The 20,121-nt window shown below is 65.9% G+C and carries 23 protein-coding genes; 7 read left to right on the forward strand and 16 right to left on the reverse strand.

Going from position 1 to position 20,121, the window contains the following annotated elements:
* Nucleotides 1–155 precede the first annotated feature (155 nt).
* Nucleotides 156–1,343: an alanine transaminase gene (gene alaC / locus HV798_RS23785; RefSeq protein ID WP_025140316.1), complete on the reverse strand. Its 1,188-nt coding sequence runs from the start codon at nt 1,341–1,343 to the stop codon at nt 156–158.
* Nucleotides 1,344–1,578: 235 nt separating this feature from the next.
* Between alaC and HV798_RS23790 the strand changes: the two genes are divergently transcribed.
* The 3 genes from HV798_RS23790 to HV798_RS23800 are packed head-to-tail and all read left to right on the forward strand — an operon-like array spanning nt 1,579 to nt 4,266.
* On the forward strand, nt 1,579–2,040 hold the full coding sequence (locus tag HV798_RS23790) for an Mth938-like domain-containing protein (RefSeq protein ID WP_025140315.1): 462 nt from the start codon (nt 1,579–1,581) through the stop codon (nt 2,038–2,040).
* On the forward strand, nt 2,037–2,501 hold the full coding sequence (locus HV798_RS23795; RefSeq protein WP_025140314.1) for a peroxiredoxin: 465 nt from the start codon (nt 2,037–2,039) through the stop codon (nt 2,499–2,501). The genes HV798_RS23790 and HV798_RS23795 overlap by 4 nt, the downstream gene beginning before the upstream one ends.
* Before the next feature lie 58 nt (nt 2,502–2,559).
* A complete protein-coding gene (locus tag HV798_RS23800) occupies nt 2,560–4,266 on the forward strand; it encodes a PhoH family protein (RefSeq protein WP_175193957.1) in 1,707 nt (568 codons plus the stop codon).
* Between the two features lie 74 nt (nt 4,267–4,340).
* Here HV798_RS23800 and HV798_RS23805 read toward each other — a convergent pair whose 3' ends face one another.
* From HV798_RS23805 to HV798_RS23835, 7 genes are all read right to left on the reverse strand, one after another.
* Nucleotides 4,341–4,472 carry an entericidin A/B family lipoprotein gene (locus tag HV798_RS23805; RefSeq protein ID WP_006388428.1) on the reverse strand — a complete coding sequence of 44 codons (132 nt, stop codon included), beginning with the start codon at nt 4,470–4,472 and terminating at the stop codon, nt 4,341–4,343.
* A gap of 41 nt (nt 4,473–4,513) precedes the next feature.
* Nucleotides 4,514–5,209, reverse strand: coding sequence for a fumarylacetoacetate hydrolase family protein (locus HV798_RS23810; protein WP_175193956.1), 696 nt, complete (start codon nt 5,207–5,209; stop codon nt 4,514–4,516).
* Nucleotides 5,210–5,336: 127 nt separating this feature from the next.
* Entirely contained in the window at nt 5,337–5,639 is a 303-nt protein-coding gene (locus HV798_RS23815; protein WP_175193955.1) for a Dabb family protein, read from the reverse strand.
* Complete coding sequence (locus HV798_RS23820; RefSeq protein WP_175193954.1) at nt 5,639–7,516, reverse strand: ABC transporter permease; 1,878 nt, start codon at nt 7,514–7,516, stop codon at nt 5,639–5,641. The genes HV798_RS23815 and HV798_RS23820 overlap by 1 nt, the downstream gene beginning before the upstream one ends.
* 13 nt (nt 7,517–7,529) lie before the next feature.
* Nucleotides 7,530–8,222, reverse strand: coding sequence for an ABC transporter ATP-binding protein (locus tag HV798_RS23825; RefSeq protein WP_175193953.1), 693 nt, complete (start codon nt 8,220–8,222; stop codon nt 7,530–7,532).
* Nucleotides 8,222–8,983 (reverse strand): ABC transporter ATP-binding protein, encoded by a 762-nt coding sequence (locus HV798_RS23830; protein ID WP_025140308.1) that lies wholly within the window; start codon nt 8,981–8,983, stop codon nt 8,222–8,224. The genes HV798_RS23825 and HV798_RS23830 overlap by 1 nt, the downstream gene beginning before the upstream one ends.
* 10 nt (nt 8,984–8,993) lie before the next feature.
* Nucleotides 8,994–9,773 (reverse strand): SDR family NAD(P)-dependent oxidoreductase, encoded by a 780-nt coding sequence (locus HV798_RS23835; protein ID WP_175193952.1) that lies wholly within the window; start codon nt 9,771–9,773, stop codon nt 8,994–8,996.
* 173 nt (nt 9,774–9,946) lie between these two features.
* Between HV798_RS23835 and HV798_RS23840 the strand changes: the two genes are divergently transcribed.
* The 4 genes from HV798_RS23840 (at nt 9,947) to HV798_RS23855 (ending at nt 13,250) form a co-directional block, all read left to right on the forward strand.
* Entirely contained in the window at nt 9,947–10,345 is a 399-nt protein-coding gene (locus tag HV798_RS23840; RefSeq protein WP_175193951.1) for a cupin domain-containing protein, read from the forward strand.
* 81 nt (nt 10,346–10,426) lie between these two features.
* The gene (locus HV798_RS23845; protein ID WP_175193950.1) at nt 10,427–11,638 is read left to right on the forward strand and encodes an ABC transporter substrate-binding protein; all 1,212 of its coding nucleotides are present in this window, start codon (nt 10,427–10,429) and stop codon (nt 11,636–11,638) included.
* The gene (locus HV798_RS23850) at nt 11,635–12,399 is read left to right on the forward strand and encodes an SDR family NAD(P)-dependent oxidoreductase (RefSeq protein ID WP_175193949.1); all 765 of its coding nucleotides are present in this window, start codon (nt 11,635–11,637) and stop codon (nt 12,397–12,399) included. The genes HV798_RS23845 and HV798_RS23850 overlap by 4 nt, the downstream gene beginning before the upstream one ends.
* A gap of 14 nt (nt 12,400–12,413) precedes the next feature.
* A complete protein-coding gene (locus HV798_RS23855) occupies nt 12,414–13,250 on the forward strand; it encodes an IclR family transcriptional regulator (protein ID WP_025140303.1) in 837 nt (278 codons plus the stop codon).
* Nucleotides 13,251–13,253: 3 nt separating this feature from the next.
* Here the strand turns inward: HV798_RS23855 and ppa are convergent, their stop codons facing one another.
* From ppa to HV798_RS23890, 8 genes are all read right to left on the reverse strand, one after another.
* The gene (ppa, locus tag HV798_RS23860) at nt 13,254–13,784 is read right to left on the reverse strand and encodes an inorganic diphosphatase (RefSeq protein WP_025140302.1); all 531 of its coding nucleotides are present in this window, start codon (nt 13,782–13,784) and stop codon (nt 13,254–13,256) included.
* A gap of 33 nt (nt 13,785–13,817) precedes the next feature.
* Nucleotides 13,818–15,434, reverse strand: coding sequence for a heme biosynthesis HemY N-terminal domain-containing protein (locus HV798_RS23865; protein WP_175193948.1), 1,617 nt, complete (start codon nt 15,432–15,434; stop codon nt 13,818–13,820).
* A gap of 4 nt (nt 15,435–15,438) precedes the next feature.
* Nucleotides 15,439–16,629 carry a uroporphyrinogen-III C-methyltransferase gene (locus HV798_RS23870; protein ID WP_175193947.1) on the reverse strand — a complete coding sequence of 397 codons (1,191 nt, stop codon included), beginning with the start codon at nt 16,627–16,629 and terminating at the stop codon, nt 15,439–15,441.
* 37 nt (nt 16,630–16,666) lie between these two features.
* A complete protein-coding gene (locus tag HV798_RS23875) occupies nt 16,667–17,482 on the reverse strand; it encodes a uroporphyrinogen-III synthase (protein WP_175193946.1) in 816 nt (271 codons plus the stop codon).
* Nucleotides 17,482–18,426: a hydroxymethylbilane synthase gene (gene hemC, locus HV798_RS23880; protein WP_175193945.1), complete on the reverse strand. Its 945-nt coding sequence runs from the start codon at nt 18,424–18,426 to the stop codon at nt 17,482–17,484. Before hemC ends, HV798_RS23875 begins: the two co-directional genes overlap by 1 nt.
* Nucleotides 18,427–18,435: 9 nt before the next feature.
* The gene (locus tag HV798_RS31860) at nt 18,436–18,558 is read right to left on the reverse strand and encodes a hypothetical protein (protein WP_006218348.1); all 123 of its coding nucleotides are present in this window, start codon (nt 18,556–18,558) and stop codon (nt 18,436–18,438) included.
* Nucleotides 18,545–19,264: a TerC family protein gene (locus tag HV798_RS23885; RefSeq protein WP_175193944.1), complete on the reverse strand. Its 720-nt coding sequence runs from the start codon at nt 19,262–19,264 to the stop codon at nt 18,545–18,547. The genes HV798_RS31860 and HV798_RS23885 overlap by 14 nt, the downstream gene beginning before the upstream one ends.
* Nucleotides 19,265–19,377: 113 nt before the next feature.
* Nucleotides 19,378–20,076: a TerC family protein gene (locus tag HV798_RS23890; protein WP_175193943.1), complete on the reverse strand. Its 699-nt coding sequence runs from the start codon at nt 20,074–20,076 to the stop codon at nt 19,378–19,380.
* Nucleotides 20,077–20,121: the final 45 nt, after the last annotated feature.

A 20,121-nucleotide genomic window follows, 5' to 3' on the forward strand; every position in this document is an offset into this window, starting at 1 on the left:
CGGGCGTTGAGGGGAATTCATTTCATTTCTCCAAATTGCTCACGCAATAACGGCTGCAGCCACGAGGTGCCCCCCGATCGGGATGCCGCGGATCCGGCTCCGCCGGTCCGCCAGCATGCCCCCTGGGGGGGAAGCGCGCAGCGCTACGGGGAACCCTACTTCAGCAAACCGTCCTTGCGGAACATATCCTTGATGCCGCGCACCGCCTGACGGGTGCGCTGCTCGTTTTCGATAAGCGCGAAGCGCACGTATTCGTCGCCATATTCGCCAAAGCCGATCCCGGGGGACACGGCCACTTTCGCATCCGACAGGACACGCTTGGCAAATTCCAAAGAGCCCATCGCCCTGTAGGGTTCGGGGATCTGCGCCCAGATGTACATGGACGCCTTGGGAATTTCCACATTCCAACCTGCTTCATGCAGACCGCGCGCGAGCACGTCGCGGCGGCTTTGGTACTGCGCCACGATTTCGTTCACGCAATCCTGCGGGCCATCCAGGGCGGCGATGGACGCCACCTGGATCGGCGTGAACGTACCGTAGTCGTGATAGCTCTTGATGCGCGCCAGCGCGCCGACCAGCTCGCGGTTGCCGACCATGTAGCCGATGCGCCAGCCCGCCATGTTGTAGCTCTTGCTCATGGTGAAGAACTCGACCGCGACATCGCGCGCGCCGGGCACCTGCATGATCGAGGGGGCGACGTAGCCATCGAAGGTGATGTCGGCGTAGGCCAGGTCGTGCACCACCAGGATGTCGTGTTCCTTGGCCAGCGCCACCACGCGTTCGAAGAACGACAGGTCGACGCACTGGGCCGTGGGGTTGCTGGGAAAGCCCAGCACCATCATCTTGGGCTTCGGGATCGACTCGCGCACGGCGCGTTCGAGCTCTTCGAAGAAGTCCACGCCCGGCGTCATGCGCACGGAGCGGATGTTGGCGCCGGCGATGACCGCGCCATAGATGTGGATCGGGTAGCTGGGGTTGGGCACCAGCACGGTGTCGCCGCGGTCCAGGGTGGCCAGCATCAGGTGAGCCAGGCCTTCCTTGGAGCCGATGGTGACGATGGCTTCGGAATCGGGGTCGAATTCGACGGCGTAACGGCGCTGGTACCAGTCACAGATGGCCTTGCGCAGGCGCGGGATGCCCTTGGATACCGAATAGCCGTGGGTGGTCGGGCGCATGGTGGCTTCGACCATCTTGTCCACGATGTGCTTGGGGGTGGCGCCATCGGGATTGCCCATCGACATGTCGATGATGTCCTCGCCGCGCCTACGGGCCGCCATCTTGAGCTCGCCGGTAATGTTGAAAACGTACGGGGGCAAACGCTCAATGCGAGAGAACTTCCTCATGATGGGAATCCTTAGGGGCGAAGGGGCAAAAAAACCAGGGCGCGAAGGCGCGAAGGGGAAAAGGGCTCAAAAGCCGCGCCAGCAAACGATTGCAGCGCAACAAAACCCTGTAATCTAGCGCAAGGACGCCTAGGCGGCAAATGGGGCTGAAAAGGCCCTATTTCCCTAGTGGACACACTGCAACATAACGCCCGGTTCATGCGCTATTATCGGAGGCATAAAGCCGGAGTATTTATTGAAGCTGCATACCGATCCTGCGACGGCCGCTCTGAACACCGTCACCGCCTATGGTGACGGCTATATCGAGGTCAACCAGGTACGTTTTTCCTCCTCGGTCGCTTTTGGCCCCGAAGGCGAAGTTACCCATTGGCCCGTAGAGTCGCCGGCCGACATCACCCCCACCCTCTTGCGTCAGGCGGCCGGATTGTCCGAGCCCGTCCGCGACCCGCTGGCTTTCCTGGACGAACCCGAAGCCACCCCCAGCCGCCCGGCCAACGCGCCCGAAGTGCTGCTGGTGGGCACGGGCGGCCGGCAACAGTTCCTGCGTCCCGACGTGCTGCGTCCCCTGTTGGCGGCGGGCATCGGCGTGGAAATCATGGATACCCACGCCGCCTCTCGCACCTACAACATCCTGATGGCGGAGGGCCGGCGCGTCGTCGTCGCCCTCATCCCCCCCAACGGAGATCCCCAGACATGATGCCGATCATAGGCAAACCCGCCCCGCTGTTCACCGCTGAAAGCACCATTGGCCCGATCAGCCTCGAGCAATGCCAGGGCCGCGCCGTGATTCTGTACTTCTATCCCAAGGACAACACCCCTGGCTGCACCACCGAAAGCCAGGATTTCCGCGACCTGCATGCCGACTTCCTGTCGGCCAGCGCCGTGGTGGTCGGGATCTCGCGCGATTCGCTGAAATCGCACGAGAACTTCAAGGCCAAGTACGAACTTCCTTTCCCTCTCATCTCCGACGCCGACGAAACCGTCTGTAATCTGTACGGCGTCATCAAGCAGAAGAATATGTACGGCAAGCAGGTGCGCGGCATCGAGCGCAGCACCTTTTTGATCGATGCCTATGGCGTGCTGGTGCAGGAGTGGCGCGGGGTGAAGGTCCCGAACCACGCCAAGGAAGTCCTGCAGGCCGCAAAAAGCATCGGTTAGCCGTGCACAGGAATACCCGTCAGGCGCTATAGCCGGCCCATACTGGAGAGTGACGCATATGCCGCTTCCGAAGTTGCCTACCCGCCCCGCAGCCATCCTGACCTTCCCCTCGGGCGAAACCGCCCGGGCGCAGGCCCGCACCCCCAAGACTGCCGCTGCGCGGTCGAACACCCAGGCCGCATTGGCCGAGGACGACGAAGACGAGCTGCTGATGCAGCCCGAACTCGAAGGCATGGCCGCACCGGCCCGCAAGGCGCAGATTCCCGCGCCTGCCCGCCAGGTGCCACCGCCTGCGCCCGCCGCTCCGGCCCCCCGGGCCGAAGCCCGCCAGGCCAAGCCCGCCGCGGCCCCGGCCAAGCGCGGCAAGGCCCGTGCCCAGAACGCGCCGCGCAAGCTGTTCGTGCTGGACACCAACGTGCTGCTGCACGACCCCAGCTCGCTGTTCCGCTTCGAAGAGCACGACATCTTCCTGCCGATGATGACGCTCGAAGAGCTGGACCACCAGAAAAAGGGCATGTCGGAAGTGGCGCGCAATGCCCGCCAGGTCAGCCGGTCGCTCGACGCGCTGGTGCAGGACACGACCCAGCTGGACGATGGGCTGGAACTGGCCAAGCTGGGCAACAAGGACGCCACCGGCCGCCTGTTGTTCCAGACCACCGCCATCCACAGCACCCTGCCCTCGGACCTGCCCATGGGCAAGGCCGACAACCAGATCCTGGGCGTGGTGCGGGCCCTGCAGGAAAAATACCCCCAGCGCGAAGTCGTCCTGGTGTCGAAAGACATCAACATGCGCCTGAAGGCCCGTGCGCTGGGCATGGCCGCCGAAGACTACTTCAACGACCATGTCCTGGAAGACTCGGACCTGATGTATTCGGGCGTGATGCAGCTGCCCGAAGACTTCTGGAACAAGCACGGCAAGGACGTCGAATCCTGGCAACAGGGCGGCACCACGTTCTACCGCATCCACGGCCCGCTGTGCTCGCAGTTCGTGGTCAACCAGTTCGTCTATTTCGAAGGCCAGATGCCCCTGTATGCCCAGGTGCGCGAGGTCAGCGGCAAGATGGCGGTGCTGGCGACGCTGCGCGACTACACCCACGGCAAGAACAATGTCTGGGGCATCACGGCGCGCAACCGCGAGCAGAACTTCGCCATGAACCTGCTGATGAACCCGGAATGCGACTTCGTGTCGCTGCTGGGCCAGGCAGGCACGGGCAAGACGCTGCTGGCGCTGGCCGCGGGCATCACGCAGGTGCTGGAAACCAAGCGCTACACCGAAATCATCATGACCCGCGTCACGGTGCCCGTCGGTGAAGACATCGGCTTCCTGCCCGGCACCGAAGAAGAGAAGATGCTTCCCTGGATGGGCGCCCTGGAAGACAACCTGGACGTCCTGAACATGGGCGAAGGCGAAGGCAACGGGGACTGGGGGCGCGCCGCCACCATGGACCTGATCCGTTCACGCATCAAGGTCAAATCCCTGAACTTCATGCGCGGCCGGACCTTCCTGAACAAGTACCTGATCATCGACGAGGCCCAGAACCTGACGCCCAAGCAGATGAAGACGCTGGTGACCCGCGCCGGCCCCGGCACCAAGGTGATCTGCCTGGGCAACGTTGCCCAGATCGATACGCCCTACCTGACCGAAGGCAGTTCGGGCCTGACGTTCGTGGTCGACCGCTTCAAGGGCTGGCCGCATTCGGGCCACGTCACGCTGCAACGCGGCGAACGTTCCCGCCTGGCCGACTACGCGGGTGATGTGTTGTAGCCCCCACGCTACGCCCTCAAAAGAAAAAACCCCTTGAGAAATCAAGGGGTTTTTCTTTTCCCGCCGCCGGACGATTACTTGTCCGCGGCGTTGGTGATGGCGTTGCCGGCCCGCGACATGTCTTTGCCCATGCCCGCAACGGTATTGCAACCGGCGAGCACGAAGCCGAACACGACGAAGGCGGTCAGCACGATCTTGCTGCGCATGCTGGCGCTCCTGAAGTGAAGAAACGGATCCGGGGCGTACTTTAAACGATTTGGACGCGCAGCTCGCCCAGGCCTTCCACACCGCCGGTGATGACGTCGCCCTGCACCACGGCGCCCACGCCTTCCGGGGTCCCCGTGAAGATGATGTCGCCCGGCTGCAGTTCGAACAGGGTCGACAGGTAGGCGATGCTTTCCGGCACGTTCCAGATCATCTGGGAAATATCGCTGGCCTGCTTGCGCTGGCCGTTCACGTCGAGCCAGATCGCGCCCTTGTCCAGGGTGCCGACCACGCTGCGCGGGTGGATCGGACCCAGCGGGGCCGACAGGTCGAAGGCCTTGCCCACTTCCCAGGGGCGGCCCTGCTTCTTCATCTCGCCTTGCAGGTCGCGGCGGGTCATGTCCAGGCCCAGGGCGTAGCCCCAGACGCATTCGTTGGCCTCTTCGACCGGGATGTCACGGCCGCCCTTGCCCAGCACCACGACCAGTTCCATTTCATAGTGCAGGTTGGAGGTCTTGGGCGGGTACGGCATCTTGCCGGTTTCGCCATCGGCCACGCTCAGCACGGCGTCGGCGGGCTTGCAGAAGAAGAAGGGATCTTCACGGCCGGTGAAGCCCATTTCCTTGGCGTGCTCGGCGTAGTTGCGGCCGACGCAGTAGACGCGGCGCACGGGGAACAGCGCGGCGCTGCCGGCTACGGGAACCGCGGTTTGCGGCTGGGGAGGCAATACGTAGTCCATGATCGATCAACCTATGACGAGTGAGGCAGCCCGGTGGCCAAAAATCATCCGCGAGTTTATCCCTTTCCGGGGGGACGGGGGTCCCCCCCGTTCGGCAAGGCGGCGATTCGGCCTTGGGGCGCGAGTTTCAGGAAATTGTAGGGATTTCGCCGTCAAACACCACCAGCCGCTCGATGAATCCGGCCATATAGGCCTTCATTTCCTGGTGGGCAGGCGACACCTGGTAACGGTCGTGGGCGGCGGCATCCGTAAACGTCGCCACCACGGCGTGGGTCAGCCCGTCGGACCGGCTGGCCTGGTTGGGCCGGAAGGCGTAGCCCGCCACGCCATCGCATTCAGCCAGGATGCGGTCGCAGTAGGCCTGCACATGGGCATGAAAGCGCGCATCGGCGGCGCCGGACAATTGCAGCATCACGATATGCAAGAACATCAGGATTCCTTTTTCTCACGGAAGACCGCCAGCCAGGCCCGGGACACCAGGCCCATGATGCCGTCGCGCAGCAGCAGGACGCACAGGACGAAGATTGCGCCCTGGACGATCAGCACCCAGGACCCCAGCGGCGCCAGGTAGTTCTGCAGCGACACAAAGGTGAAGGCGCCCGCCAGCGGACCGAACACCGTGCCGATGCCGCCCAGCAGCGCCATCAGCACCACCTCGCCATTGGCGTGCCAGTGCACGTCGGTCAGCGATGCCACGCCGAACACCAGCACCTTCAAGCCACCCGCCAGCCCCGCCACCGAGGCCGACAGCGTAAAGGCCAGCAGCTTGTAGCGCGACGTGGAATACCCCAGCGAACGGGCGCGCTGCTCGTTGTCGCGCACCGAACGGATCACCTCGCCGAAGGGGGAATTCAACACCCGCAGCACGAAGGCATAGCCCAGCGCGAACACGGCCAGCGTGAAGTAATACATGGGCATCACGCCTTCCAGGTCGAACAGGCCGAACAGCTTGCCGCGCGGCACGCTCTGCAAGCCGTCTTCGCCCCCGGTAAAGCCCGCCTGCACCGCGATGAAGTACACCAGTTGCGACAGCGCCAGCGTGATCATGGCGAAGTAGATGCCCTGGCGGCGGATGGCGATGGCGCCGAACGCCAGCCCCAGCAGGCCGCCGGTCAGCACCCCGGCCAGGAGACCCAGTTCGGGCGTGGCGCCCAGCAGCTTCATCACGATACCGGTGGCGTACGCCGCCGCGCCGAAGAAGGCCGCGTGGCCGAACGAGAGCAACCCGACGTAGCCCACCAGCAGGTTGAAGGCCGCCGCGAACAGCGCGAAGCACAGCACCTTCATCAGGAACGTCGGGTAGACGAACCAGGGTGCGGCCAGCGCCACCACGGCCAGCACCGCCATGCAGACGCGCATGGCGCGCCGGCTCAGTTGCACCGGCTGGCGGGTGGCTTCTGCCGCCAGCACGTTCTGCACCTGCAACGGCTTGCCGAACAGGCCCGCGGGCTTGCACAGCAGCACCAGCACCATGATGATGAAGATCGCCAGGTTGGCCGCTTCCGGGTAGAACACCTTGGTCAGCCCTTCGATGATGCCCAGCCCGAAGCCGCTGACGATCGCCCCCATGATGGAACCCATGCCGCCGATCACCACCACCGCGAATACCACCACCACCAGGTTCGAACCCATCATCGGGCTGACCTGGTAGATCGGCGCGGCGATCACCCCCGCCACCGACGCCAGCGCCACGCCCAATGCGTAGGTCAGCGTGATGAGCAGCGGCACATTGATGCCGAACGAGCGCACGATCGTCGGGTTCTCGGTGGCGGCGCGCAGCATGGCGCCCACCCGCGTCTTCTCGATCAGCACCCACACGGCCAGGCACAGCACCAGCGACACCACCACCGCCCAGCCGCGATACCAGGGCAGGAACATGAAGCCCAGGTTCACGCCGCCCGACAGCGCCTTCGGTATCGTGTAGGGCAAACCCGACACGCCATAGGCCTGGCGCAGGCCGCCTTCGATCAGCAGCGCCAGGCCGAAGGTCAGCAGCAGCCCGTACAGGTGATCCATGCGATAGGTGCGGGAAATCAGCAGGCGTTCGACCACGATGGCGAACGCCGCCATGATGAGCGGCACCAGCACCAGCGCGGCCCAGTAGTTCACGCCCAGGTAGTTCAGCAGCATCCAGGCCAGGAAAGCGCCCGCGGTGTACTGCGCGCCATGGGCGAAGTTGATGATGTTCAACAGGCCGAAAATCACCGCCAGCCCGATCGAGAGCAAGGCGTAGAACGAGCCGTTGATCAGGCCGAGCAGGAGCTGGCCGAATAGTGCCGTAGACGGCACGCCGAAAATTTCGAACACAGGATTCTCCCCCTCAGACACCCAGGCGGCGCGCGATCCGGGCAGGATCATTGCGCGCCTCTTGCGCCGACAACTGGTCGACCACGCAGCCATGCTCCATCACGTAGTGGCGATCGGCCACCTTGGTGGCGAAGCGGAAATTCTGCTCGACCAGCACGATGGTGAAGCCGCGCTCCTTGAGCGTGCGGATGGCCTGGCCGATCTGCTGCACGATCACCGGGGCCAGGCCTTCGGTGGGTTCGTCCAGGAGGATCAGCTGGGCGCCGGTGCGCAGGATGCGGGCGATGGCCAGCATCTGCTGCTCGCCGCCGGACAGGTTGCCGCCGGAACTGGCGCTGCGTTCGCGCAGGTTGGGAAACAGGGTGTAGATTTCATCGAGCGACATGCCGCCGTCGGCCAGGCGCGGTGGCAGCAACAGGTTCTCGGTGACGTTCAGGCTGCGGAACACCGCCCGTTCTTCCGGGCAATACACCACGCCCAGCCGCGGGATGCGGTGCGGCGCCATGCCCACCGTTTCCTGGCCGTTCAGGCGGATCGAGCCGCGGCGCTTGTCCAGGATGCCCATGACGGCGCGCAGCAACGTGGTCTTGCCGGCGCCGTTGCGGCCCAGGATGGTGACCAGTTCGCCACGCTGCACCTCGATGTCCACGCCATGCAGCACGTGCGATTCGCCGTACCAGGCGTTGAGGTCTTTGATCGACAGCATCAGGCCTCTCCCTCGTCCGAGCCCATGTAGGCGGTGATGACGCGCTCATCGCGCGAGACGGCCGCATAGTCGCCTTGCGCCAGCACCGCACCGCGCGCCAGCACGGTGATGGTGTCGGACAGGTCCGCCACCACCGACAGGTTGTGTTCGACCATCAGGATGCTGCGGTTGGCCGACACGCGGCGGATCAGCGCCGCGATGCGGGCCACGTCTTCCTGGCCCAGGCCCGCCATGGGCTCGTCCAGCAACATCACTTCAGGTTCCAGCGCCAGCGTCATGGCGATTTCCAGCGCGCGCTTGCGCCCATAGGGCAGCAGCGCGGCGGTGGTATCGGCCAGGCCGCCCAGGCCCACGGCCTCAAGCAGGGCCAGGCCCTGGTCGTTCAGGCGGTCGACGCTGCGGCGGCTGCGCCAGAAACGCAAGCCGTCGCCATGCTGGCGCATCAGCGCCACACGCATGTTCTGCAGCACCGTCAGCCCCAGGAACACGGCCGAGATCTGGAACGAGCGCACGATACCCAGGCGCGCGATCTGCTCGGGCGCCAGCGCCGTGATGTCGCGGCCGCGGTAATGGATCACGCCCTGATCCGGCGTGAGGAACTTGGTCAGGAGGTTGAAGCAGGTGGTCTTGCCGGCGCCGTTGGGGCCGATCAATGCATGGATGGAGCCTTCGCGCAGGGCCAGGGACACGCCGTCGACGGCATTGAAGCCGCCGAACCGCTTGACCAGCCCCTGGGCGGACAGAACCGCTTGGGTGCTCATGGCGCGTCTCCTACATGCGGGCCAACAGGCCGCCGTCAATGGCCAGCACATGGCCATTGACGAAGGACGCGCCCGGCGAGGCCAGGTAGACCACGGCCGGCGCGATGTCTTCCGGCGCGGCCCAGCGCCCGGTCGGCACGGCGGTCGCCAGGAACGACTGGAACTGGGGGTTGTCCTGCAGCCCCTGCGTGAAATCGGTGCGCACGAAGCCTGGCGCCAAGGCGTTGCAGGTGATGCCGCTGGCGCCGTATTCCACGGCCAGCGCACGGGTGAAGGCGGCAATGGCGCCCTTGGCGGTGGCGTAGGCGGCGATGTTGGGCATGGTGGCCTGCCCGGCCACGGACGACATCAGCACGATGCGGCCGAAGCCGCGGGCGGCCATGGCGGGCAGCACCGCCCGGGCGCAGTGAAACGCGCCATTGACGTGGACGTTCTGCAGCGCCTGCCATTCGGCGGGCGTCATCTCGACCACCGGCTTGCGGTTCTGGTTGCCGGCGTTGCTGACCAGCACGTCGATCTGCACGCCCTGCGCTTCCAGCTGGGCGACCGCCTGGGCGACGGCGGCGCCGTCGGCCACGTCGAACACCGCGCTGCGCGCGGTGATGCCGGCCTGCGCCAGTTGTGCGCAAGCCGCATCGCAGGCCGCCTGCGACAGATCGTTGATCACCACATGGGCCCCTGCCCGGCCCAAGCCGGCTGCAATGGCGTAGCCCAACCCGCGCGCGGCCCCCGTCACCAGCGCGGTGCGCCCGGCCAGCCCGAAGGTCTGGCCCAGATAGTCCTGATTCAAGCTTGTCTCCTTGTCTTATATGCACCGGATCTCTGGGTCCGGCCTGTGCCCTCGCCGTTCTGTTTGGTTCAAAACGACGTTGACATTAATCTCAATATACGCGACTATTTTTAAACACTCAATAACAAGATTCTTCGTTTATCTTCCATAACGAGTTCTGGCTAGGAGACATCATGGCCCTCGAAACCCCCGGCTGCCCCGCAGCCAATGCGCTGCCGCCGCTGGCTTCGCGCTTTCTGAAAGTCGACGAATTGCCCTGGAAACCCACGCAGGTGGAAGGCATCGATATGAAGGTGCTGATGCAGGACAAGGAATCCGGCTTGTTGACCGCCCTGTTCCGCTGGCAACCCGGCACCGAACTGCCGCTGCACGAGCACGTCGAGGTCGAACAGACCTACGTGCTGGAAGGCTCCATCGTCGATGCCGAAGGCGAAGTGCGCGCCGGCGACTACGTCTGGCGTCCGCGCGGCAACCAGCACGTGGCGCGCGCGCCGCATGGTGCGCTGGTGCTCAGCTTCTTTCTCAAACCCAACCTGTTCATCGACGCCTTCGCCGGCCAGAAGCTGGAATAGGCGCCGCACCGGCCGCATCCGCGTGACCGGCCGGCACAGGACGGCGCGCAACAAGACATAAAGCCCCCAAGGAGACAAACCATGAAGACCCGTTTCAAGCTTTGCCTGGCCGCCTGCGCGCTGGGTGCGGTTTCGCTGTCGGCCCACGCCCAGGTGTCGGACGATGTCGTCAAGATCGGCGTGCTGGGCGACCAGTCCGGCATGATGGCCGACCTGTCCGGCAAGTTCGGCGTCGAGGCCGTGAAGATGGCAGTCGAGGATTTCGGCGGCAGCGTGCTCGGCAAGCCCATCGAAGTGGTGTCCGCCGACCACCAGAACAAGGTGGACATCGGCGTGTCCATCGCACGCCGCTGGTACGAGAACGAGAAGGTCGACCTGATCCTGGACGTGCCCAATTCCGCCATCGCCCTGGCGGTGCAGGACCTGACACGCCAGATGAAGCGCGTGGTGATCTTCACCAGCGCCGGCTCGGCCGACCTGACCGGCAAGGCCTGCTCGCCCAACGGCATCCACTGGACCTACGACACCTACGCCTACGCCACGGGCGTGGCCAACGGCGTCATGGAAGACGGCGGCAAGAGCTGGTTCTTCATCACGTCCGACTACGCTTTCGGCCATTCGCTGGAACGCGACGCCATGGCGGTGGTCAAGGCCAAGGGCGGCCAGGTGGTCGGCAGCGTGCGCCACCCCATCGCCAGCGCCGACTTCTCGTCGTTCCTGCTGCAGGCCCAGGCGTCCAAGGCCCAGGTGATCGGGCTGGCCAACGGCAGCGGCGACACCATCAACAGCATCAAGCAGGCGTTCGAGTTCGGCATCATGGGCAGCAAGCAGCGCGTGGCTGCCCTGTTCATGAGCATCGTCGATGTGCGCAGCGTCGGGCTGGAATACGCCCAGGGCCTGAACCTGGTCGAGCCGTTCTACTGGGACCAGGACGACAAGGCGCGCCAGTGGTCCGAGCGCTATTTCAAGCGCACCGGCCGCATGCCGTCGATGGTGCAGGCCAGCAACTACAGCGCCACGATGCACTACCTGAACGCGGTCAAGGCAGCCGGCACCGATGCTTCCGAAGCCGTGCTCAAGAAGATGCATGACACGCCGATCAACGACTTCATGACCGACAACGGCCGCATCCGCGAAGACGGCCGCGTGATGCGCGACCTGTACCTGTTCCAGGTGAAAAAGCCGTCCGAGTCCAAGCGCGACTGGGACTACTACACGCTGGTGCGCAAGATTCCCGCCGAACAGGCCTTCCGTCCGCTGAACCAAGGCGGTTGCCCGCTGGTGAAGTCATGACCGACGGCACTTCTGAACTGTTGGCCGGCAAGCGGGCCATCATCACGGGGGGCGCCAACCCCCGTGGCATCGGCGCCGCCATCGCGGCGCAGTTCCTCGCGCAAGGCGCCACCATCGCGGTGCTGGACTACGCCTATCCGGACGAGGCCGACGCGGCCTTGGCCGGCAGCCGCGTCAACCTGCATTGCGACGTGTCCAGCACGGCGTCGTGCGAACAGGCGGTCGCCCGGGCTGCGCAAGCGCTGGGCGGGGTCGACGTGCTGGTGAACAACGCGGGCATCGTCGCCGCCACCCGCATCTGGGACCTGGCCGAGGACGAATTCCGCCGCATGCTCGACGTGAACCTGACGGGCACGTACAACGTCACGCGCGCCGCGCTGCCCCGACTGCTGGAAAGCGACCGCCGCCCGGCCATCGTCAACCTGGGGTCCACCGCCGCGCTGCGTGGCGGTGGACTGCTGGGCGGCTCGCACTATGCCGCATCCAAAGGCGGCGTGATCAGTTTCACCAAGGCGCTGGCGCGCGAACTGGGCCCGCGCGGCGTGCGGGCCAACTGCGTGGCGCCGGGCATCATCGAAACGGACATGACGCTCGGCAAATTCGGCGAAAATTGGGAACAAGAACTCAAACAGGGCATTCCGCTGCAACGCTTCGGCTCACCCGTCGAAGTCGCGCAGGCCATTCTTTTCCTGGCCTCGGACCTGTCCTCCTACTCAACCGGCATCGTGGTCGACGTCAACGGCGGCTTCCACATTCACTAGGCGCGTCTGCAGCAATGAGCACTCCCGATCGCATGTTGTCCATCCTCGATCTATTCCGCGACGACACCACCGCCGCCTTCCAGGAGGACGTCATGGCGCATCTGGAGTGCTCGCGCGCCACCGCCTATCGCTATCTCAAGTCGCTGACCGAAAGCGGCCTCCTGGCGCCGACCGCGGGCGGCGCCTATGTGCTGGGCTCGCGCATCATCGAACTGGACCGCCACCTGCGCCAGCACGATCCGCTGATGCGCGCGGCGCGCGAGGTCATGCGCGCCACCGGCGACGAGCTGCACGCCAACCTGATGCTGTGCAGCTACTACGGCGACAAGGTCATGTGCGTGGACCGCTACTGGACCGACCATTCGATCGAATCCAGCTATGCGCGCGGCCGGCCCTTTCCGATGTTCCGCGGCGCCACCGCCAAGCCCATCCTGGCCAATCTGCCACCCTACCAGTTGCGCAACCTGATGCTGTGGCACGCGGCCGAAATCCGCGAGGCCGGGCTGGGCGAAGACTGGGATGCGTTTCGCGCCAACCTGAAACGGTTGCGCACCGCTGGCGTGTGCGTGTCGCATGGCGAGGTCGACCCTGGGCTGATGGGGATTGGTTCGGCCATCTTCAGCCCTGAGCAGAAAGTCGTCGGCAGCCTGGTGTTCATCGCGGCCGAAGCCCGTACCCCGCCCGACCGCCTGGCGCTGCTGCAAACGCGCATCCAGACGGCGGCGGCCGAGGTGTCGCAGAATCTCGTGGGCCCGCAAAACAACGGCGCGGCGGCGATCGGCATCATGCCGTCGCGGCCGCGCCGCCTGAAGACGCCGGCCGGGGCAAGCCCGGCGCGGCGCAAAGCCTGAGTATCAGGCCTTGTTGTAGCGTTCTGCGCTCTTGACGATTTCCTCGTGGGCGGCGTCGACGCCCTTCCAGCCCTTGACCTTGACCCACTTGCCCTTTTCCAGGTCTTTGTAGTGCTCGAAGAAGTGCTGGATGCGAGCGACGTCTTCGGTCGGCAGGTCTTCGTACGACTTGATGTTGCGGTACGGGGGGTACAGCTTTTCGATCGGCACGGCCAGCAGCTTGGCGTCACCGCCCGACTCGTCGTCCATTTCCAGCACGCCGATGGCGCGGCAGCGCACCACGGCGCCGATCTGGATGGGGAACGGGGTCAGCACCAGCACGTCGGCGGGGTCGCCGTCTTCGGACAGGGTCTGCGGGATGTAGCCGTAGTTGCACGGGTAGTGCATGGCCGTCAGCATGAAGCGGTCAACGAAAATCGCGCCCGTGTCCTTGTCGACCTCGTACTTCACCGGGTCGGCGTTCATGGGGATTTCGATGATGACGTTGAAGTCTTCCGGCAGCTTCTTGCCGGGGGACACGCGATCAAGACTCATGATTAAACCTTGTTGGTCTGAACTGAAAAGGGATCAAAGCGAACCGTCGTCCTTGAACGGCGGCTTGGTGGTCGGCACCGGCGCGGCAGGCGCGGCGGGCTTGGGCACCGCCGGCGCCGCGGGCGGCACTGGCGAGTAGCTGGGTACGGGGCTGTCGAAAGCCGCCGCCGGGATCGGGGCGCTGTCGAAATACTCGTCGAAGTCGGACGAGCCGCCCGCCACGGGCGCGTCTTCCGGCGCCAGCGCACGGGCCTGCTGTTCCTTGCTGGCGCGCGCATCCGGATCCAGCACGTAGTCGGACGCGGACGCGGCCACGGCGGGGGGCAGCGCGGGGTAATCGCCGCCGATGTCGGCATCGGCATCCGACAGGCCCACCGCATAACCGCCTTCGGCGTCGACGCGATAAGGATCCGAGCCGATGTCGGCGGCCGGCAGCGACGCGTCGGCGGCCAGCACCGGCAGCGCCATGCTGGCGGCCGTGGCCAGGCGCCAGTGGCGCACGGCGTCGGCCGGGCGATCCAGGCGGTCGTACAGGCTGCCCAGCAGCGCATGGGTCTGCGCATCGCTGCGGCGCGACAGGCTGCGCAGCAGATAGCGTTCGGCCTGGCCCCACAGCTGGCCGTTCAGGCACAGCATGCCCAGCGCGGTCAGCAGGTCGGGATCGGTCGGGCGCTGCTGCAGCCAGGTTTCGGCCTTGGCCAGCCGGCGCGACACTTGTTCGGCGTCGCAGCGGGCGTAGGCCGCCACCAGCGCGGGATTGAACTTCACGGCGATAGCGGCTTCGAGCACCTTGGCGGCCTCGTTGGCTTCGCCCGCTGCCTCGAAGGCAGAGGCGCCAGCCAGCGCCACTTCGGGCAGCAGCCGTTCTTCGGCCTTCAGGTCTTTCCAGATGGCGCGCCAGGCATCGCTGGCAGCCCCGGCGCGCAGGCGCGCGGCGCCGGCGACGTCGATCAGGTGATCGCCTTCGGTGCGGGCCAGGGCATTGCGGCGCAGCAGGCCGCGGGCCAGCGTGAAGACCTGTTCATCGTGGCCCAGGGCCGTATGCGCGCGCAGCAGCAGGCGCATCGTATGCAGATGGCGGGCGCCGCCATCTGCCAGCGGCGACAGCACGGCCAGCGCGCGCTCGGCGCGGCCCTGGTCCAGCAGCATGTCGGCCGACACCGTGGCGGTCGCTTCAACCAAGCCGGGGTCGGTGCCCGCTTGTTCCTGGGCGTTGGCCAGCAGACGGTCGCGGCGGTCGAATTCGCCCAGGCCATGCGCGGCGCGGGCAGCGGACAAGGCGGCCAGCACGCGGCGGGTCTGCACCTTGGTCTGCTCGAGCAGTTTGGTCAGGTCTTTTTCGGCGTGCGAATAGCGGCCTTCAAGCAGGCCGATCCAGCCGCGCTCGAGCAGTTCGTGGTCGCGCGCCTGGGCACGCTTGCCGCGCCACGCACGCACGCGGTCGGGAATGGCCAGCAGCCACGCCAGCAGACGCAGGCCGATGTACAGCACCACGAACGCCGCCACGATCAACAGGACCGCCAGCGTGAGCGACATGGAAATGCGCCACGGCCAGACCAGCAGCAGGACGTTGCCGGAATGGGAGCGCAGCACCACCGCCAGCGCAACGGCGATGACGGCAAGCAGCAGAGTCCAGAACCAGGTACGCATGGCCTTAGTCCTGGTCGGTGGTCTTGAAGCCGGCGGCGCGCAGGGCGGCGATGGCGTTCAGGCTATCCGAGACGTCGGGCATGCGCACCGCGATGTCGGTCTGTGCCAGTTCGCGGGCCAGGGTCTGTGCCGCGACCGTGTCGGGAGAGCGATTGTCGAAGTACTTGGCCAGCGTGGTGCCGACGTTGTCGAGTTCGCTCTTCCAGACGGCGGGCTGGCGCATCAGCATGGACAACTGCACGGTGAGCAGGCGCTGGCGCAGCGTGGCGCGCACCTGGTCGGCCTGTTCGGGCGACAGCAGCAACGCAGCCGGTTCGTCGACGCGCTGGATGGTGATCAGGCCGCCCAGTTCGTGGGCCAGCGCGGAACCGGCGCGACCGGGCCACGAGGCCACTTCGGCACGCCAGCGCTGCCACCAGGGCGCGTCGGCCGGCAGGTCGGCCTGAGGATCGATCGTCGGGGCCGGGGCCGCGGGACGAGCCTCGCTGGCCGGAGCGATGCCGGGGGCAGCGGCGTCCGGCACCAGCAGGGGCGCCTTGCTGAGCAGCGCCGACAGGCGCTCGATGCGGGCAGACTGCGCCGGGATGTCGACGGTGGACACGGCGCGCAGGCGATCCAGGTCGCCGTTGATGGCCTGCTGCAGGCTGGAGAAACGCGGACGGTCGGCGCGCGCCAGGCGCGATTGCGCGGTTTCCAGCGCAACGATGGCGTTGGACACGTTGCCGGCCAGGCGCAGTTGCTGGCTGCCGATGGTGAGCAGGCGTTCGACGTCGTTGGCCAGCAGTTCGTCGCTGGCGCTGTCGTTGAAGTTCTGCCAGGCCTGTTGCAGGGCGTTGTACTGGCTTTGGGTTTCGCGGACGGTGTCTTCCAGGTCGCCCAGGCGGCCGGCCTGGGCTTGCGCCAGCGCCAGCGCTTCGCGGGTGTCCTTGCGGGCCTGCGCGAGATCGGTCGTGAGCGTATCGAGGCGCGTGGCGACCTCGCGTCCGGCGGCGACGAACTGGGTGCGTTGCTTCCACAGCGCAAAGCCCAGGCCGACGGCCAGGAGGATGACGAGGATGAGCGCGGTGACCAATGGGCCACTGCCGCGCTTGGCCGGACGGGCCTTGACGGGATCGGCCGGGGCCGATGCGGGCGCGCTGGCACCCGGGGCGGCCGGGTGAACGGCCGGATCGGTAGCGGGAGTCTTGTCTGTCATGACGCGATTGTATTCGGTGTCCGTCCGATGCAACGAATCAAGCAGCAACAAAAGCCTGGAAAATCGACTCGTCGTTGGGCAAGCAGATTTTTACCATTGCTTGCGTAGCCTTGCCAGGCGCGGGCTGCGGCACGCGCCGTGCCAGCGAGGGGTGTGTCAGCACGAAGCCGCAGTCGGCCCACCACGGGGCCAATCCGGCCGCCTGCAGGGCATCGCGCACGGCATCGGCGCCCTCGCCGCTGGTGATGAGCCAGCAGGGCGCCACACCGTCCGCGGCCCAGCGTTGCAGGGTGGCCAACTGGCTCGCGTCCCAGTGCGCCGGACAGCGCTGGTAGGCCGCATGACGTGTCACGGCAACGCCATGCGCCTGCAATTGATCGCCCAGCCAGTCCCTGCCCTGGGTACCGCGCACCAGCAGCACGCGCCGCGGCAGCTGCGGCAGGCCGCAAAGCACGTCCCAGAGGGCCTCGGAATCATGGCTGGCGGCGTGTTCGCCGGGATGCAGGACTGTTGTATTCGCGCCAAAACCGGGCAGCTCGAACAGCCCCGCCGCGCTGGCGGGACCCACGGTGGCCGCCGCGACGTGCGCCGGCCAGGCTACCGCGCCGTCGGCCTGGCGCAGCTGGTCCAGGTACTGCCGCGCCGCATTGCCGCTGACGAACACGACCATGTCGTAGTCGGCCGGCCGGGGCAGGCTGGCAGCGGGTGCGGGCAAGGGATGGATTTCCAGGGCGGGCAGGATGAAGGCGGTCCAGCCGGCGGCGTGCAGCCGGCCGGCCAGGGCCTCGTTGCGGCCGGCAGGCCGCGTCAGGACAGCCACGCGCGGCGCTTGAGCGGCGGCGGCCTTGCCCATCAGTCGGGTTCGGCGTCTTGCAGCAGCTCGTCGAGAATGGCCTGTGCGCCGGCATCGAACAGCTCGGCGGCGACCGCCTCGCCGATCGCCTGCGCCTGGGCCAACGGGCCAGTGCGTTCGGCGTGCAGCATGCGCGTGCCATCGGGCGATGCCACCAGGCCCCGCAGGGTCAGGCTGTCGCCCGAGATTTCGGCATAGGCCGCCAGCGGCACCTGACAGGAACCGCCCAGGCGCCGCGACACGGCGCGTTCGGCCAACGAGCACAAGGTGGCATGCTCGTCATTGAGCGGGGCCAGCCAGGCGCGCAGGTCGTCGCGGTCGTCGCGGATCTCGATGGCCAGCGCGCCCTGCCCGGCCGCCGGCAGGCAGTCGGCCGGATCGAGCAGGCAGCGGATGCGGTCGGTCAGGCCCAGCCGGTTCAAACCAGCGGCAGCCAGCACGATGGCGTCGTACTCGCCGCGGTCGAGCTTGCCCAGGCGAGTATCCAGGTTGCCGCGCAGCGGCTTGACCACCAGTTGCGGATAGCGCGCACGGATCTGGGACTCGCGGCGCAGGCTGGACGTACCCACCACCGCACCGGCCGGCAGATCGGCCAGTGTGGCATAGCGGCTGGAGACGAAGGCGTCGCGCGGGTCCGCACGGTCGAGCACGGCGCACAGTTCGAATGGCGCCAGCAGATCGACCGGCATGTCTTTCAGACTGTGCACGGCCAGATCGGCACGGCCGTCGAGCAACGCGTTTTCGAGTTCCTTGACGAACAGGCCCTTGCCGCCCACCTTGGACAGGGTGCGGTCGAGGATCTGGTCGCCTCGGGTCGTCAGGGTGAGGAGTTCAACCGCGCACGCTGGGTACAGCGTGCGCAGCCGATCGCGCACATGCTCGGCTTGCCACAGGGCAAGCCGGCTGGCGCGGGTCGCAATGACCAGGCGTTGTGGCAGTGACACGAGGCGTCATCAAACGAAGTTGGAGACGATGACCGTCGCGACTACCCCGAGGATGGCCAGCACGAACAGGCCCTGCAACAGGCTCAGGCCCGATTCGGATTGCTGGGGATCGACGGATCTACGCAGACTCATGTGCTGATTCCTTGGAAGCGGTTTTGCGGCTTGCCAGCCACCGTCCAAGGACAACAACGAGCAAGGCGCCGATAATTTCAGCAGCGATTTTAACCGTAGTGGGCTGAACGCCGAATTGACGTTCGACAACCACATCGGTAATAAGCATGCCGCCCGCGATCCAGCCCAGCAGCGCCGCGCCAAACGTAACAACCAGCGGGTACTTGTCGATCAGCTTCAGGACCAGCGTGCTGCCCCAGATGATGATGGGCACGCTGACGACCAGGCCGAAGATCACCAGGCCGATCTGGTGATCGGCGTGGGCGTTCTGGGCGGCGCCGGCAATGGCGATGACGTTGTCCAGGCTCATCACGAAGTCAGCAATGATGATGGTCTTGATGGCGGCAACGATGGATGTCCCGCCCTTGACGTTCCCGTGCGCGTCGTCCTCGGGGACCAGCAGCTTGACGCCGATCCACACCAGCAACAGGCCGCCCACGACCTTCAGGAACGGAATCGACAGCAGGGTCAGTGCGAAGGCGATCAGCACGACGCGCAGGATGATGGCGCCGGCGGTGCCCCACAGGATGCCCTGCATGCGTTGCTTGGGCTCCAGGTTGCGGCAGGCCAGCGCGATGACCACCGCGTTGTCGCCGCCGAGCAGGATGTCGATAAGGATGATCTGGAATACCGCTGCCCAACTCAGCGTCTGGAAAAACTCAAGCAATTTGAACCCCCGAAGGCATTTATCAAAAGAAAAGCCGGCCCCGTGCCGGCCGACCCGCCGCGTTGTGCACGCGGCGGGCCTATTCAAAACAACTTATTATTGTAGTTCAGCTTTCAGTCAGCTTTCTGGCGAATCAGCAAAACTTTACCGATTGCCAGGACCAGCACCGCGCCCAGTACCCCGGTCAGGAGTCCGAAGCTGTGCTGCGTCATGCCCAATGCCGCGTCGATGCGCGCCACCGGTTCTTGCAGGGCCGGATCACCCACCAGCAGTTCGCCGGCAATGAAGCCCAACAGCGCCGCCCCCACCCACACGATGAGCGGGAAGCGTTCGATGACCTTGAGCAGCAGCGTGCTGCCAAAAATCACCAGCGGAATACTGATCGCCAGACCCAGCACCAGCAGGGTCGTGTCGCCCATCGCCGCGGCGGCAACCGCCACCACGTTGTCCAGGCTCATGACCAGGTCGGCAATCATGATAGTGCGGATTGCGGTCATCAGGTTGCCATGGGTCTTGCCGTCGCCCTCTTCTTCGCCTTCGGGCAGCAGCAGCGTCACGCCGATGTACACCAGCAGCAGCGCGCCGATGAGCTTGAGCCACGGCAGCATCAGCAGCTTGGCGGCGACCAGCGTCAGCACGATACGCATGATGATCGCGGCGGCCGAGCCGATCACGATCGCTTTCTTTTGCTGCGCCGGGGGCAGCGAACGTGCGGCCAGCGCAATGACCACGGCGTTATCGCCCGACAGCAGAATGTTGACCCAAATGATCTGGAGCAACGCTAACCAGAATGCCGCTGAACTGAGTTCCATACCTCTCTTTCCTAGGACGTGATCCCCCTAGGACAAACCAAATGA

Origin of the sequence: Achromobacter deleyi (assembly GCF_902859705.1) — a bacterium.
Lineage (GTDB): Bacteria > Pseudomonadota > Gammaproteobacteria > Burkholderiales > Burkholderiaceae_B > Achromobacter > Achromobacter deleyi.